The organism is Marinagarivorans sp. (assembly GCF_982758155.1).
In genome coordinates this window covers 16,404-32,284 of the sequence record NZ_CEXWTU010000027.1, presented here as the reverse complement: position 1 = coordinate 32,284, position 15,881 = coordinate 16,404, and the positions used below count along the sequence as shown (strand labels likewise).

The following is a 15,881-nucleotide window of genomic DNA, read 5'->3' as shown; positions in this document are numbered from 1 at the left end:
GGCTTGCTAACGCAGTGGGTTCTTTCGCTAAAACAACTGAAGTGCAGTTGGATTCGGGGAAGCCATTGACGCTTAAAGCGGGCCGTTTAGACGCCTCAAAAAAGGGCGGCCATCATACCTCTACAGCCTTATTTTCAAAAGTATAATTTGACCAAATTGGCTAAAAAATAGCTAATCTTTAATGACTTTTTGTCGTCAGAGTGGAAGCCGTTTCACACACCTGTCATTTTCTGAGCAGCTTGGCCAAACTTTGTCTCGCTGTGCTTGGTTTTTCGAGCGCTACTCGTCGATAACAATCTTATAGCTAACGGCACCTTTACCTGGATCTACCAGTTCAAGTGATAGGTGGATTGCTTTGAGGGAGGGCATCATGCTCGCACCCGTGAGATCGCCGCCTAAATATTCACTGGACTCGAACGCTCGGCTGGCGACAACCTTGTTTTTAATATTACTGAATATTAAAACGAGTTTGGGGAACGGCTGCTCAAAGGATGCATGATTTTGTATTACGACATCGACTAACAGTGCGCCCTCTGTGCTGGGGTGTGTGCGCACAAGGAGGTTTGTAGTGCGTATTTTACGTATGTTTTTTCGGACCGGTAATTCGCAGCCAATGTGTTCGCAGGCGATTGCATAGTACTGGCGATAAGGCTCTTGGATACTGAGCTCGTCGAACTTAAGCCAAGCAACTTGTGCTGCAAGCGCACCGCCGGCTAATAATGCGAGTGTTAGCCAAATGAATCGGCTTAACCAGACTGGGCGCTTGGCGCTGTATTGAAGTTCTACAGCTTCAACTTCAATGGCGTCTACGAGTGTTCGGGGAGCCTGGGGTGCGCTCTCGGTATTTTGTTTGGCGGTGTCGAGTTCTTGTTGAAGTTCGGCGAAGTCTTTTTCGGCGATTTCCGCTTCGGGTTCTGGTTCTTCAGCTTTGGAGGCGGCGTATTCTTCAGCTTTTTTAGCTGCCGCGGTGGGTTCTGTGTTTTCGGACGCCTCTGCGGCGGGGTTGGTTGCCGTGCTTGGGGTATTGTCGCTATCAACAGAGTTTGCTGTATCCAATAGTGACGACATTGCTACGGATGCGTCTTTTTGCGCGTTGGTGTCGGGTTGAGAATACTGAGAAGTGCTTGCCGGTTCGGGGGCCTTGGCTTGAGGTACTTCTGGCTCGAGACTTTTTGTAGGTGTAGGTGTAGGTGTTTGTTCTGCCGCGGTTTCGCTAGGGGCTTTTTTGTTAAGCCCCAGTTGTGATGGGTTATGTCCTTCATCTTCTAGTAGCTGTAATGCCCAGCTTTCATCCTCATCGACTTCTGTTGGGGATTGCTCTTCGACTTTATTGAGGATGTTTTTAACCCGCTCGGCTGATGGGTCGATCTCGGGTTTTTCGTCGCGATACTCGTCAAGTTCGAGGTCGTCGCTAATCAGTAGATCGTCATCATCATCCAACAGCGTATTTGCCGGTGTTTTTTGTAGGCTATTGGTAAGGTTTTCGCGCCCGTTAAAAACATTGAGGCAGGAACCACAGCGAACTGCACCATTGGCGGTGTTGAGGTGCGCTTCTGTGACATTAAACGCAGTGGCGCACTTGGGGCAGCGGGTTATCAAGCTTGTCATATGTTTTTGTTATAGCTCGGTTGCGAAAAGGGCAAATTGGTTATTGTCTATGCGCGTTTGGTTGCGGTCAAGCGAACCCACTCCTCTTTTTGCGCCACCGGGTCAAAGTTAAAAAATGGTGCATAGGCTGCTTGCACGGCTTCAGCTTGGGTTGCCAAAATGCCTGATAAGCATAGCTTACCGCCAGGTTTTACCAATGCGATGAGTTTTGGGGCTAACTCTACCAGTGGGCCGGCAAGAATATTGGCGACCATAACATCTACTTGCTCGCTAGAGCACTTATCGGGAAAGACAACAGGGAAGCGCTCGGGAGCGATGGCATTGCGTTGCGCATTGTCTTGGGTAGCAAGGAGTGCTTGAGGGTCGATGTCTACGCCGAGCACCTGTTTGGCGCCGAGCAGAATTGCGCCTATACCTAAAATGCCCGAGCCACAACCGTAATCAATCACGTCTTTGTGGGTTAAGGGTTGGGTGGCTAGCCACTGTAAGCAGAGAAAAGTTGTTGGGTGGGTGCCTGTGCCAAATGCTAGGCCGGGGTCGAGCAGTAGGTTAACGGCGTTGGCGTCCGGTGGTGCTAACCAGCTAGGGCAAATCCAAAAATTATCACCGCATTGAATGGGGTTGTAATGTTGCATCCATTCGCGCTCCCAGTCTTTATCTTCAACGATATGCCACTTGAACGTTGCGGCGGCAGTTAGCTTTAGTTGTGCGTCAATGGCTGAAGTGTCAACCTCAGCTTCGAATAATCCGGTAACACGCGTTGCCGACCAAAGAGGTGTTTCGCCCAGCGCTGGCTCAAATATGGGTTGGTCGGCGTTATCTTGTAGCGTGACAGAGAGTGCGCCAACTTCCATGAGCTGATCCTCAATGGCAGGAGCATCTTCGCGGTTGGTATTAATGTGGATTTCAAGCCAAGGCATGTGGTATCTCTGATAAAGCTACTAGCAAATAGTGCTGGTGGCACGGCGCTATTGGAGTGTAAAAATAAAAACACCCAAGCTTAAGCGGTCTGCACTCTGGTTTGAATGCTATCACCGCTCAAGTTTGGGTGCTGGGTAGGTCGTTGCCTACTTTAGCTGCAATTTCTTTTCGAGGTAGTGAATGTTAACGCCACCTTCACCAAATGCACCATCGCGAACAAGATCAGTCTGCAAGGGAATGTTGGTTTTAATGCCGTCAATGATCAGTTCGTCGAGCGCAACGCGCATACGAGTTAATGCGGCTGAGCGATCGCGTGCGTGGGTGATCACTTTGGCAATCATCGAGTCGTAATAAGGCGGTACTTTATAGCCGGAATAAATGTGCGAATCAACCCTCACGCCTAAACCTCCGGGCGCATGGAACGAGGTGATCGTACCGGGGCTTGGCATAAAGGTGTCTGGGTCTTCGGCGTTAATACGACATTCAAAAGCGTGACCACGAACCTGCACTTCATCCTGTGTGATGCTTAGGGGCAAGCCGGAGCAGACGCGAATTTGCTCTTTGATGAGGTCGATGCCGGTGATCATTTCGGTAACGGGGTGCTCGACTTGAATACGGGTATTCATCTCGATAAAGTAATAACCGCCGTCTTCATACAGAAATTCGAAAGTGCCAGCACCGCGGTAGCCTATATCAATACAAGCTTTAACGCAGGATGCGAAAACCGCTTGGCGAGCTTCTTCGTTAAGGTGCGGGGCTGGGGCTTCTTCCAGTACTTTTTGATGGCGACGTTGCAGTGAGCAATCGCGATCGTAAAGGTGGATAGCGTTACCTTGTCCATCTGACAGAACTTGAACTTCGACGTGGCGCGGGTTCTGGAGGAATTTCTCCATGTACACAGTGCCATCACCAAATGCGGCGGCGGCTTCTGAGCGGGTTACGTTAATGGAGTTAATTAACGCGGCCTCGGTGTTTACAACGCGCATGCCGCGACCACCGCCGCCAGAGGCTGCTTTGATGATAATCGGGTAGCCAATACGGGCCGCAATGTCCAAGCAGCGTTGCGGGTCATCTTCAGGTAGGGCGCCGTCGGAACCGGGTACGGTAGGAACGCCGGCTTTTTTCATGGCTTCGATTGCGCAAACTTTATCGCCCATTAGGCGAATAGTGTCGGCATCGGGGCCTATAAAAGTGAAGCCGCTCTTGTGAACCTGCTCTGCAAAATTTGCGTTTTCGGCCAGAAATCCGTAACCCGGATGCACGGCAACCGAATCGGTAATTTCCATTGCGCTGATAATCGCAGGGATGTTTAGGTAGCTATTGGTCGAAGCGTTCGGGCCGATACAAACAGACTCGTCAGCTAGCTTAACGTGCATTAAGTCTTTGTCGGCTTGTGAGTAGACGGCAACTGTTTTAATACCGAGCTCTTTGCAAGCGCGCAATACGCGCAATGCAATTTCACCGCGGTTGGCTATGAGAACCTTGTCAAACAACATGGGTATTCCTCAGTGGCTTAGGCGATAATAACGAGAGGCTGGTCGTACTCAACGGGCTCGCCATCTTTAACGAGAATGGCTTCGATCACACCGGCTTTATCGGATTCGATCTGGTTCATCATCTTCATGGCTTCAACGATACAAATAACGTCGCCAACTTTTACAGTTTGGCCAACGCTTACAAAGCTGTCGGCGCCAGGGCTAGACGATCCGTAAAACGAACCTACCATTGGCGATTTAACGGCATGGCCTGTGGGAGCTGCAGGCACGACTGGTGCTGCTGCAACCGGCGCTGCAACTGGAGCAGGGGCTGGCGCTAATGGTGCGGGCTGCGCATAAGCTTGCATTGGCACCATTTGGTTGCGAGAGCCGCGGCTAATGCGCACAGACTCTTCGCCTTCACTAATTTCCAATTCTTCAATGTTGGATTCTTCAAGTAGCTCAATCAGCTTTTTGATTTTACGAATATCCATGATGACCTCTTCTTTTGGGATCAATAAATTAAGTGTTTGAACTTAACGCATCAAATGCTGCGCTCAGTGCAAGCGTGTAACTGGTGGCGCCAAAGCCGCAAATAACACCTTTGGCGATATCGGATAAATACGAATGCTGCCTAAATGGCTCGCGTGCATGCACATTCGAAAGGTGGCATTCCACAAATGGAATGGCCACGCCTGCCAGCGCGTCTCTTAGGGCTACACTGGTGTGTGTGAACGCTGCCGGGTTGATTACAATAAAGTCAACGAGCTGAACGCGGGCTTTATGAACCGCATCGACCAGCTCGTGCTCTGCGTTACTTTGCAAAATAGTGACAGCGTGGCCCGCATTCTGGCATTGAGATTCTATGTTTTTGTTGATGTCATCAAGCGTGGAGTGACCATAGGTTTCGGGTTCACGGGTACCTAAAAGGTTTAGGTTTGGACCGTGGAGAACCAAAATATTTGCCATGGAGTAACCTCGTTGATATGCCTAGCTGCCGGCACGCATGGTGTCGGCTGTAGCGTTGGGCGCTTCGCAAAAAAGTAGGGCGTGATTGTGCCTAAATTGTATCTGGCTGTCTAGATCAATCAGAGGGTTTAAGGGAAATCTCAGCAAATGCCTGCTAAATTGCCGAATATTACAGGAGTTGTTAGATTGCGGATGCGTTATGTGAGGTGTTCTGTTATGGCGTGGCCATAAAAAAGGGCCTTGTTAAGGCCCTTTGGGTGATTCTTGGTAGTTGGAGCGTTACTTGGTTGCGACTTTTCTCTCGCCGGCGTTGCGTCTAAGGGCTTCAAGCACCATATCTTTTGTGAGAATTTGGGGGAGCACTTCAGCGGGTTTGCTGGTGTCTGCAGGGAACACCAGATAAAGCGGCACGCCGCTGCGTTTGTATTCGGTTAGTACGGCTGTGATCTGAGGGTCTTCATTCGTCCAGTCTCCTTTCACCTTGGCGTAGTTCAGCTCGGCAACCACCTCGCGGAATTCATCGCGATCAAGAGCAATGGCTTCGTTGGCTTTGCAGGTGATGCACCAGTCGGCGGTGAAATCCACAAACACAGGCTGACCTTTAGCGCGAAGCTCTTGCACGATGGTTGGGGTATAGCTCTGCCATGTTTCGTCTTTTTTGAAGGTTTCACCGTTGAAGCCGATGTAGGCCGCGGCGACTAAAGCGGCATAACCCGATATGCGTGCGATCCACTTGCCAAGCCCTTTTTCTGGTACATGCTGGAATACCCAGATGGCATAAACGATGGCGATACCGCCTAAGGCTAAGAAGAAGACGCCTGTCATGCCGACTTGATTACCAAAAACATACAGTAGCCAGGCGCTAGTGATGTACATGGGAAAGGCAAGAAATTGCTTAAGAACTTCCATCCAGGTGCCCGGTGCAGGCAAGGCGCGAGCCAAAGCGGGGCTGTAACTAAGGGCCAAGAAGGGAAGTGCTAAACCAAAGCCTAGGGCAATAAAAATAAATATTGAGGTATACCAAGGCTGGGTGAGTGCAAAGCCAAGTGCTGGTGCCATCATTGGCCCTGTACATGGGCTGGCAACAACAGCGGCTAATACGCCGGTAAAGAATGAGCCTTTTAAATCATCACTATTGGTTAGGCCTTGGCCAACGCCCATCAGGCCGGTGCCGAAGTAAATCACGCCGGATAAGCTTAAGCCCATAACCAAGAAAAGGTACATAACAGCTGCAACGAAAATGGGTGACTGAAGTTGAAAACCCCAACCTGCTGCAGTGCCGGCAGAGCGCAATGCAATGATGGCAATAGCAACAACGACAAATGAGCCAATAACGCCGCCGGTATAAGCCCAGCCGTGTGCTTGGTGGCTATGGTTGCCTTCGGAGTGAGAGGCGAAACTGAGTGCTTTAAGCGAAAGAACTGGGAATACGCAAGGCATTAAGTTGAGGATGATGCCGCCGCCAATAGCGAGCAATATATAGAAGAAAAAAGAGCGAGTTTCTTCTTCAGGAATAATGGCGGCCACAGGTGCCGTGCTGCCTTCTTGGATGACTTCTTTTTGATCGGCTGCTGGCGTTACCGTGGCTTTCTTCGTTTCGCTAACGGCACCTGTTGCTTGGTCGATCTGAAAATATTGTGATCGCGGCGCGTAGCATAGGCCTGCATCAGCACAGCCTTGTGAGCGAAGTTTTAGCTCGAATTTTTCACCAAGTTCGGCGGTATTCAGCGTAATGCGCGTTGCGTTGTAGTATATCTCTAAGTCTTTATTGAAATAGGGATCAAATTTAATTTTGCCCTTTTCGAACAGCGGCGCCAAAGTTGTCTTTGTTTCTGGTGTGCTAGCGGTCAGCTTGAACTTCTCTTTGTACATGAAGTAGCCGGGAGCAATGTTCCAGTCTAGGTATACCTTGTCACCTTCGGGGGATAGGGAAACCTTGTAAGCTTCTTCAACAGGAAGGAACTCATCTTTTGTTTCTACTAGCGCAGTGTCGGCAAAGGCGCTGAACGCGGAGGCTGCCAGTACCAGCAATAGTGATAATTTTGTTATCAGTTTCATGGCGTTTTATTACTTCTGAGTGAGTTGAGTGGTTTATTTTTTGACGTTGCTGTTCGACAGCATTTCTTATTGAGAATTCCATTCTATCAAAACCAAGGGTTTCGGAATCCCTTTGTTTAAAAAACGATCGATTGTTGTGACTTGTCTCGCAGGGACAAGGCGATTTTTATTGTATCAATCGTTCGGTAGGGGCTCTTATACCCCTTTTCTATAAGCATTACTAGCGGTATCGTGGGCGCTTATTTTCGATTGACAGCTTATAAGGGTGCGCTTTTTTTGGAAACGAATATCGTGGTGAACGTCTTACAATATGTCTGCATTACATGGCGCAATAAACAGCTTTTTGTCAATTTTGCAGGGCTGTTGGCATTATTTTTTATTGTGCCGCTTGCCGTGGCGCAAGGATCTTCGGCGCCGAAAGCTTTAATTGATCGCGTATTGGAGAAGGCGGATACGGCTTATTTGGCTAAGCGTTACACACAGCCGCAGCATAATAATGCCTATGACCGATATCAGGCTGTGCTATTGATTGATGCAGGGAATGCGAGAGCCGTCGGGGGGCTTAAGCAAATAGAGGCGGCTTATGTTGCGATGTTGGAGGGGGAACTTAATGAGGGGAGTTTGCAGCATGCCCGTTATTTCTTATCAATTATTAAGGAGTATTATCCGCAATCAGTAAGTTTGCTTGAGCTGCGGCGGCGAGTTGCGGCGGCTGAAACCCGCCAATTGCCAGCGCCGGATGTGAATGATTTTCTGGTTAAAAAATACGATTTAAATGGCCGCGATCTGGCTGCGCGCAATGCCAGTGCGCGCAGCCTTGTAGTGCAGATAGCGTTGCGTGTGGCCAAAACTGGAGAAGCTGTTCTTATCTTGGTACGCAATGACTCCGAGGGGCGTTGGATCTACCAAGCAATGAATGAGGCTACGCCAGACTATCGTGTTCGTGGGGATATTCAGCGTAGAAATAGCCCTGCCATTCATCTGTTGGAACCTCTATAGTGGCGTCTATACTCATGTTAAAGATTATCGGTAGGGATTGAAGCTTATGATGTTGCAAAAGTTAGCGCGGCAGCTGCAGGCGACTCGAATGAAGTGCGTTGATGTTTTTCGGGGAGTCTCTGAGGATGTGAGCGATGGTCGCCCTTGGTTGCGATTGGCGTTAATTGGGCTGCTTGTTGTGTTGTTGCTTCTTATTATTTGGGGTTGGTTTAAAAGTCAGGAGCCGGAGACCTTTGATATTGCGCCGCGAACGCTGACCTACGTGCCGGCCGATAAAGGTTCAGTGACGGGGGTTGCAACGACGGTGGCATTACTTGAGGTGATGGAGGTGATGCTCGATGGTTATGTGTCGAACGATATTTTTCCGCCTGGAGTGTGGCTAGATAATCGCGCAAACTGGGAATATGGGGTGTTGATTCAGGTTCGGGATCTGAGTAAGGCGCTGCGCGAAGCCTATAGTCGTTCGCAATCGCAATCGGTGGAAGATAAGGCTTTAATGATTGCGGATCCGCATTTCAATTTCGATAATTCTAGCTGGATTATGCCCAACACCGAAAACGAGTACCGTGCAGGCATGGAGCAGGTTCAGGGCTACTTGAATCGCTTGGTGGATGACGATCGTCATTCGGCGCAGTTTTATGCGCGGGCCGATAACCTGAACTATTGGTTGGCGACAGTTGAGTCGCGCTTGGGGAGTATGTCTCAGCGCTTGAGTGCGAGCGTAGGGCAGCGCCGTTTGAATACCGACTTGGCGGGCGATATCGCGGCCGCACAATCAACGAACGCACCTGTTGAAATGGAAATTAAAACGCCTTGGTTGGAAGTTGATGATGTTTTTTATGAGGCCAGAGGTAGTGCGTGGGCGTTGATTCACATATTGCGCGCGGTCGAAATTGATTTTGCGGATGTGCTGGAAAAGAAAAATGCGGGTGTAAGTATGCAGCAAATTGTGCGTGAGCTAGAGGCGACTCAGGAGTCGGTGTCTGGGCCGATTTTAAACGGTAGCGGTTTTGGTTTGTTGGCGAACCACTCTTTGGTGATGGCCAGTTATATATCACGAGCCAACGCGGCGATTATTAATTTACGAGAGTTGTTGGCGCAGGGTTGATTCTCGTTTTGATTGTTTGGTAAGTAAGGGCCGAGGAAAAAATACTTTATCCAATAATACTTGCCTCCTGCTCCCTCAGCAGCGTTGCTCAAAGCGTTACATGCCCCGGCATGCGCCCCTTCGAGCGCCTTGCTGAGAAAGCGGGTGCCTTAGTCTAATTGGACAAACTATTATTGCCCCGCCCCTGAAAGCAAAAAAAGGCGCCATCGGCGCCTGTTTCGTATCTTGGTGTTGGGCTAGATATTGCTCATATGCTTGCCAACAATCTGTAGTAGCGGCTTAAAGACTTTGGGGCCGCCGCAAACGACATGACCGAAGTCCATATGGCTGTTGCCGCCCTTAAAGTCGCTGACAAGCCCGCCAGCTTCTTGCACTAACAGAACGCCTGCGGCCATATCCCAAGCTTTTAAATTCATTTCCCAGAAGCCATCAAAGCGACCTGCAGCCACATAGGCGAGATCGAGCGCGGCAGAGCCTGCGCGACGAACGCCTGCGGTTTGGCTGGCAACTTCTTTAAGGCAGCCTAAGTACTCGTCGATATGCTCTAAAGCGAAGCCGTTAAAGGGGATGCCGGTGCCGATTAGGGCGCCATCAAGGCCGCGGCGGTCAGTTACGCGAATTCGACGATCGTTAAGTGTCGCACCTTTTCCGCGGCTGGCGGTAAATTCTTCCCTTTTGATGGGGTCTAGAACAACGGCGTGCTGTAGCTGGCCTTTGTAGGTACAGGCAATTGATACCGCGAAGTGCGGAATGCCGTGCAAGAAGTTGGTAGTGCCGTCGAGTGGGTCGATAATCCAAGCGTAATCGCTTTTGCTATTCCCGCTAACGCCGCCCTCTTCGCCAATGAAGCTGTGATCGGGATAGGCTTTTTTGAGGTGATAAAGAATCTCGGCTTCAGCTTTGCGGTCCACCTCGCTAACAAAATCATTGCGGCCTTTAGTTTCAATGCGGACAAGGTCGACGCGCTCGAGAGAATGCTCAATGATTACAGCCGCTTTGCGGGCTGCATTGAGGGCAATAGTTAACATCGGTTCCATAAGACATCTCGACCGTAGAGCGCTGGGCGCAGTAAATAGAAAAATAATGGGGCCGCATTATAGCAGTTTGCGGCTGCATCTGTAGCGTAAATACGTAGGCTTCCGACGGTTCGCCTGCGTTAGTTATGCCTCAATCGACCTGAAATTTTATTTAGATCAAGTGCGAGCTGCTACTTAGCACCTTGCTTTCAGCTATAATTGCGGCAATTTATTTAACCTTGGGAGTAAAACTGTGAAATTAGCCGTAGTGTCTCGTGGCCTTGTTGCTGCAGTTGCGATAATTATATCTGTTGGCGTATGGGCGGATTCGGAGCTTGTTGAGCGAATTAAGCCTGTTGGTGAAGTTTGTATGGCTGGCGATTCTTGTGCGGCTGCCGTTGTGGAGGTGGTTTCGGGTCCGCGAACCGGTAAGGATCTGTACGATACTAAATGTATGGCGTGTCATGCCTCTGGTGTGGCCGGCGCACCTAAGTTTGGTGATTCTGTTGCTTGGGCTGATCGTGTGAATGCGAAGGGTTTGGATGGCCTGTTTGATGGAGCTTGGAGCGGTATTAACGCTATGCCACCGAAAGGGACCTGTAACGACTGTACCGAAGATGAAATTAAAGGTGCGATTAAGTACATGTCAGAAAGTTAATTGCTAAAGTATTAGTAGGGCTGCAAAAAAGCGAGCTAAGTGCTCGCTTTTTTGTGAGCGCATTTAGGTTGGTTTTGTGCAAGTGGAGTTTGACGACAAAACACTAAAAAAACTGCTTGCGCTTTGTTTTAAAATCATTAAGATATGCGCCTCTTTCAGGGTCGTTAGCTCAGTTGGTAGAGCAGTTGGCTTTTAACCAATTGGTCACTGGTTCGAATCCAGTACGACCCACCATTACAGAGAAAGAATTTGTTTGGTGGAAATAAATTCTTTTTAGGCGACGATAATTTTGGCTTTTTTAGCTAGCGGATAACGCAAAGAATTATTATAACGTCATTACCAAGTTTGGGTCGTTAGCTCAGTTGGTAGAGCAGTTGGCTTTTAACCAATTGGTCACTGGTTCGAATCCAGTACGACCCACCATTCTTATTTAAAGGGGAGCTTAGCTCCCCTTTTTTTATAGCTGTATTTTATAGCGCTTTTATTACTGTATTTGCCCAATTGTCATGTTTTAATCGCCCTGCGGGCTTTGGGTTTTACAACTTTAGAGGTTATCTATGACCGTGTCCGATATTCAAACTCTCTCGCCGCAAGATGTGGTTAAAGCATATTTAGAGCGCTTGCCTGAGCTGCCGAAGGCTGATTCCTCTAGGGAGGTAGAGCAAAAAGCACAAATTAAAGCTCTTCTTAAAAAGCATAATGCCACGATTGTTGCGCACTATTACACCGACCCGGTGATCCAGGCATTGGCCGAGGAAACTGGTGGTTGCGTGTCTGACTCGTTGGAGATGGCGCGCTTTGGTAAAAACCATGATGCCCAGACGTTAATTGTGGCAGGTGTGAAGTTTATGGGGGAGACCGCCAAAATTCTTACACCGCAAAAGCGCGTATTAATGCCGACGTTGGAGGCGACCTGCTCTTTGGATTTAGGTTGCCCGGCTGAAGCGTTCAGTGCTTTTTGTGATCAACACCCAGATCGGACTGTAGTGGTCTATGCGAATACATCGGCCGCCGTAAAAGCGCGCGCCGATTGGGTGGTGACATCCAGTATTGCAAAAGAAGTTGTCGCGCATCTCGATAGTTTAGGGCAAAAGATTTTGTGGGCGCCGGACAAGCACTTGGGCGCTTACGTGCAGCGCGAAACTGGAGCCGACGTTCTGTGCTGGGACGGCGCTTGCATTGTGCACGAGGAGTTTAAGGCGCAGGGTCTGCTTGATTTAAAAGCGCTGTATCCAAATGCGGCGATATTGGTGCATCCCGAATCGCCTCAGGCTGTTGTTGAGCTGGCCGATGTTGCCGGTTCTACGTCGCAACTTATTCAGGCGGCCGCCACCTTACCGAACCCAGAATTCATTGTTGCTACAGATCAGGGTATTTTTTACAAAATGCAGCAGGCCTGTCCTGGAAAGACGCTAATTATTGCGCCTACGGCAGGTACCGGGGCAGCATGCCGTAGTTGTGCCAATTGCCCTTGGATGGCTATGAACACGCTGGATACAATGATTGAGGTGTTTGACCGCGCTGACAATGAAATATTTGTTGATGCGGCATTGGCTGAGCGCTCTATGAAGCCCTTGCAGCGTATGCTGGACTTTAAGCGTTAAAACTGGCTGTTTTTCATTAGGATGAATCCTCTGATTATCGTGTTTTTTTAGTGGTCTATATTCGAAGAAATCCCTAATGTTGGGTGTTTTTGGTTATTTTGTCCTAATCAATCGTTTTTATTAGGATGGCTGTTGATGGCGGCGTATGTGCTGGCTAGAATGTGTATATCAGCGATCACTATATTGAGCACAATTGTGAAACAGCATCTCCAATTCTATCTCCTGCGACTTATCGCCCCTGCGTCCCTGTAACGGGCTTGGGTCGCAGCGTACCGCCCTTCTTTTTAAGTAATAAAACACATTTAATGACCCTAAATAGCAGGGAGTTCAAAGTATGAGTAAGCAAAAGTTAGTGATATTCGATACAACGTTGCGTGACGGTGAGCAAAGCCCCGGCGCATCGATGACTAAAGATGAAAAAGTACGCATCGCTAAAATGTTAGAAAAAATGCGTGTGGATGTTATTGAGGCTGGATTTGCCATTGCTAGTAATGGTGATTTTGAATCGGTGAAAGCCGTGGCTGAAGCTGTTAAAGATTCTACCGTCTGTAGCTTGGCGCGCGCAGTTTATGCGGATATTGATCGTGCGGCTGAAGCGTTGAAAGGCGCAAATTCTTCGCGTATACATACGTTTATCGCAACATCACCGATTCATATGCAGTACAAGTTGCAAATGTCGCCCGAAAAGGTTTTGGAGCAAGCAGTTAAGGCGGTAAAACGTGCGCGTAATTATACTGATGATGTGGAATTCAGTTTGGAAGATGGCAGCCGAAGTGAATTTGATTTCATGTGCCGTATTACCGAAGCCGCGATTGCTGCAGGTGCGACAACAATTAATGTGCCTGATACTGTCGGTTATGGTGAGCCCGAAGAATATGGCGCGATGTTTAAGCGTTTGATCGAAGCCGTCCCCAATAGCGATAAAGCTATATTCTCGACCCATTGCCATAACGACTTGGGTTTAGCTGTTGCCAACTCTTTATCCGCGGTGATGAATGGAGTGCGCCAAGTGGAGTGCACAATTAATGGTTTGGGCGAGCGTGCGGGTAATGCGGCGTTAGAAGAAATTGTAATGGCCGTGCGCACTCGCAAAGATATCTTTCCTGTGGAGACCGGTATCGCGGCGGAGCATATTGTAAGCACTTCACGTTTGGTCTCCGGCATTACAGGTTTTCCTGTGCAACCGAATAAAGCCATTGTTGGCGCCAATGCGTTTGCGCATGAGTCGGGTATTCATCAGGATGGGGTTTTAAAGCATCGTGAAACTTATGAAATTATGCGCGCTGAAGATGTTGGCTGGAATACCAATAAAATAGTGTTGGGTAAGCATTCTGGCAGGGCGGCTGTTAAAGCGAGATTTGAAGATTTAGGGATTACGTTTGCCGGTAAAGATCAATTAAATGAAGTCTTTATTCGTTTTAAAGCTTTGGCTGATAAAAAACACGAAATTTTCGATGAAGATTTACAACGCTTGGTTTCAGAGGTCGCTGACAAAATTGAAGATACTTATTCTTTAGTCAGCTTAGAAGTTTGCAGTAAAACGGGCCAAACACCACAAGCTCAAATTAAATTAAGCGTGGGTGCCGAAGAAAAAACGGCAATGGCGGAAGGTAGTGGCCCTGTTGATGCAGCCTACAAGGCCATTGAAAAAATAGCGTCCAGCGATACGGATTTATTGTTGTATTCTGTAAACGCAATTACCAAGGGCACAGAGTCGCAAGGCGAGGTTACGGTGAGGTTGGAGCGCCGTGGGCAAATTGTCAACGGTGTAGGCAGTGATACTGATATTGTAGCGGCTTCCGTTAAAGCTTATTTAAATGCATTAAATTTGTTGGAATACGGCGGCTTGCGATCGCATCCACAGCACGCTGTTTAGTCAAGTGGTGCAACCAATAGGTTCTCGGGCCTGTTGGTTTTCTAAATAAGCGAGTAATTCCGGAGGGCGGGCTGTAATGAATGAGTTAGTGCGCATGCAGTACTTGGATGCCATGGGTATCGATAGCTTTGTGCCTCGAATGATTTTGCCTGCGGCCCCGCTTTGCGTTGCTTGTGAGCTACCAGTATCTTTGGTTGATTATGAGCCGGCGGCTGAGTTTATTGATCCATTGGAGCAAGAAGTATCGCAGCCCGCCACTCCTTCACCTAAGACGACAGCTATCGTGAAGCAGCTGTTGGCCTCTGGCGAGGCATCGCCCACCTCTGCGACAACGAGCAGGCCGGCGGTATCATCAGGTTTAACGTTACAGGCGTTGCTGGCAGCTAAGCCTAAAAAGCAGCTGCGTTTTGTACTTACGGTGTGGCAGCTGGCTAACGGTGTTGTTTTTATCGACAGCAAAGAGCCAAAAGCGGCATTGCCGACATCAGCTTTGTTGGGAAATGTTGTTAAAGGGCTTTATCCTGCCGAGTCTATTCCTAAGCCAGATTCAATAAATTGGCCTTTATTGGAGTCGCCGATTGCGTTGGATAATGCATTGCACGAAGCGCGAGAGATGACGCACGCCTTTTTGGCGAGTCGCTTCGAGGTGATTACGCCAAAATTGCTTATTGTTATGGGGCGGGTAGCGAGTGATATGGTGATTACTGCACCCCAAAGTGATTCGGGGTCAATGGCGTTTGGCGAGAGTGCCTCGCCATCACATTTACCGTGTGCGGCGGTTTATTTGCCAAGCTTAGCTGAGCTTTTGCGTGAGCCAACCTTAAAGTACGTTATTTGGCCGGCTGTTAAAGCCGCCGAAAAAGCGCTTTAGTTTCACCCTCATTTTTTGCCGCCAGAGCGCCTCTATTTATGTGGACTTCATTTCAGTGTCAGCACGATGAGCTCGGCACTCTAACCATTCGCTTACTGCGCGATGACGATTTGCCCTCGATTTTAGCTATAGAGCAACGCTCACACTTAACGCCATGGTCGGAACAGAATTTTCGGGGCTCAATCAATGGCCGGCATATTTGTTTGGGCTTGTTTTCTGGTGAGCAGTCGCTTATGGCTTATGCTGTGGTCAGTATTGTGGCTGATGAAGCAGAGCTCTTATTGTTTGTTGTTGACGCGCCTTATCAGGGTAAAAAAGTAGGCCGGTTATTCGTAACGGCTCTAATTGATAAAATTCACAGTGCGGCGAGCGCACTATTTTTAGAGGTGCGCGCAGGTAATGTACCGGCTATTAGCCTGTATGAAAGCGTAGGGTTTAACCAAGTGGGGGAGCGGTTGAATTACTATGTAACTCCCTGGGGGCGCGAAGATGCATTAATCTATGCGCTAGAGCTTGGCTTTATGTTTGAGTGATCGGAAGGCTGCTCTACATGTGAGCTAGCAGGCTATTTAATTCGGCAATGGATTTTAGGTGTGGGTGACACACCGAATAAGTGTGCAAATTGTGAACGGTTACCGGTACTTATTTGGCTGTGTTCACGTTTGGCGTCCGCAGGCGAATTAACCTCATGTACAATATTGGTAAATACATCAATTGC

At 48.8% G+C, this 15,881-nt stretch carries 14 protein-coding genes and 2 tRNA genes; 9 read left to right on the top strand and 7 right to left on the bottom strand.

Going from position 1 to position 15,881, the window contains the following annotated elements; all coding sequences use genetic code 11:
- Window positions 1-279: 279 nt before the first annotated feature.
- The 6 genes from AC3A8L_RS05390 to AC3A8L_RS05365 all read right to left on the bottom strand — a co-directional run bounded on the left by AC3A8L_RS05390 (window position 280) and on the right by AC3A8L_RS05365 (window position 7,031).
- Window positions 280-1,608, bottom strand: coding sequence for a zinc-ribbon and DUF3426 domain-containing protein (locus tag AC3A8L_RS05390; protein WP_487961210.1), 1,329 nt, complete (start codon window positions 1,606-1,608; stop codon window positions 280-282).
- A gap of 47 nt (window positions 1,609-1,655) precedes the next feature.
- Complete coding sequence (gene prmA, locus AC3A8L_RS05385; protein ID WP_487961209.1) at window positions 1,656-2,528, bottom strand: 50S ribosomal protein L11 methyltransferase; 873 nt, start codon at window positions 2,526-2,528, stop codon at window positions 1,656-1,658.
- Between the two features lie 147 nt (window positions 2,529-2,675).
- A complete protein-coding gene (gene accC, locus AC3A8L_RS05380; RefSeq protein WP_487961212.1) occupies window positions 2,676-4,022 on the bottom strand; it encodes an acetyl-CoA carboxylase biotin carboxylase subunit in 1,347 nt (448 codons plus the stop codon).
- Between the two features lie 20 nt (window positions 4,023-4,042).
- Window positions 4,043-4,498 carry an acetyl-CoA carboxylase biotin carboxyl carrier protein gene (accB, locus tag AC3A8L_RS05375; protein ID WP_487961208.1) on the bottom strand — a complete coding sequence of 152 codons (456 nt, stop codon included), beginning with the start codon at window positions 4,496-4,498 and terminating at the stop codon, window positions 4,043-4,045.
- Window positions 4,499-4,526: 28 nt separating this feature from the next.
- Window positions 4,527-4,973, bottom strand: a complete 447-nt coding sequence (aroQ, locus tag AC3A8L_RS05370) for a type II 3-dehydroquinate dehydratase (protein WP_487961207.1) — start codon at window positions 4,971-4,973, stop codon at window positions 4,527-4,529.
- 279 nt (window positions 4,974-5,252) lie between these two features.
- On the bottom strand, window positions 5,253-7,031 hold the full coding sequence (locus AC3A8L_RS05365; RefSeq protein ID WP_487961206.1) for a protein-disulfide reductase DsbD family protein: 1,779 nt from the start codon (window positions 7,029-7,031) through the stop codon (window positions 5,253-5,255).
- Between the two features lie 276 nt (window positions 7,032-7,307).
- Between AC3A8L_RS05365 and AC3A8L_RS05360 the strand changes: the two genes are divergently transcribed.
- A complete protein-coding gene (locus tag AC3A8L_RS05360) occupies window positions 7,308-8,030 on the top strand; it encodes a hypothetical protein (RefSeq protein WP_487961205.1) in 723 nt (240 codons plus the stop codon).
- 49 nt (window positions 8,031-8,079) lie between these two features.
- Window positions 8,080-9,138 (top strand): DUF2333 family protein, encoded by a 1,059-nt coding sequence (locus tag AC3A8L_RS05355; protein ID WP_487961211.1) that lies wholly within the window; start codon window positions 8,080-8,082, stop codon window positions 9,136-9,138.
- 236 nt (window positions 9,139-9,374) lie between these two features.
- On the opposite strand, the gene AC3A8L_RS05350 is transcribed toward AC3A8L_RS05355, so the two are convergent.
- A complete protein-coding gene (locus tag AC3A8L_RS05350) occupies window positions 9,375-10,175 on the bottom strand; it encodes an inositol monophosphatase family protein (RefSeq protein ID WP_487961204.1) in 801 nt (266 codons plus the stop codon).
- Window positions 10,176-10,407: 232 nt separating this feature from the next.
- Between AC3A8L_RS05350 and AC3A8L_RS05345 the strand changes: the two genes are divergently transcribed.
- From AC3A8L_RS05345 to rimI, 7 genes are all read left to right on the top strand, one after another.
- The gene (locus AC3A8L_RS05345; protein ID WP_487961203.1) at window positions 10,408-10,812 is read left to right on the top strand and encodes a c-type cytochrome; all 405 of its coding nucleotides are present in this window, start codon (window positions 10,408-10,410) and stop codon (window positions 10,810-10,812) included.
- Between the two features lie 158 nt (window positions 10,813-10,970).
- Window positions 10,971-11,046: transfer RNA gene (locus AC3A8L_RS05340), tRNA-Lys, on the top strand.
- 113 nt (window positions 11,047-11,159) lie between these two features.
- Window positions 11,160-11,235, top strand: a tRNA-Lys gene (locus AC3A8L_RS05335).
- 134 nt (window positions 11,236-11,369) lie between these two features.
- The gene (gene nadA / locus AC3A8L_RS05330) at window positions 11,370-12,416 is read left to right on the top strand and encodes a quinolinate synthase NadA (protein WP_487961202.1); all 1,047 of its coding nucleotides are present in this window, start codon (window positions 11,370-11,372) and stop codon (window positions 12,414-12,416) included.
- Between the two features lie 334 nt (window positions 12,417-12,750).
- A complete protein-coding gene (locus AC3A8L_RS05325) occupies window positions 12,751-14,292 on the top strand; it encodes a 2-isopropylmalate synthase (protein ID WP_487961201.1) in 1,542 nt (513 codons plus the stop codon).
- Window positions 14,293-14,368: 76 nt separating this feature from the next.
- Entirely contained in the window at window positions 14,369-15,163 is a 795-nt protein-coding gene (locus AC3A8L_RS05320; RefSeq protein ID WP_487961200.1) for a hypothetical protein, read from the top strand.
- Between the two features lie 38 nt (window positions 15,164-15,201).
- Window positions 15,202-15,696, top strand: a complete 495-nt coding sequence (gene rimI, locus AC3A8L_RS05315; protein WP_487961199.1) for a ribosomal protein S18-alanine N-acetyltransferase — start codon at window positions 15,202-15,204, stop codon at window positions 15,694-15,696.
- Window positions 15,697-15,881 lie beyond the last annotated feature (185 nt).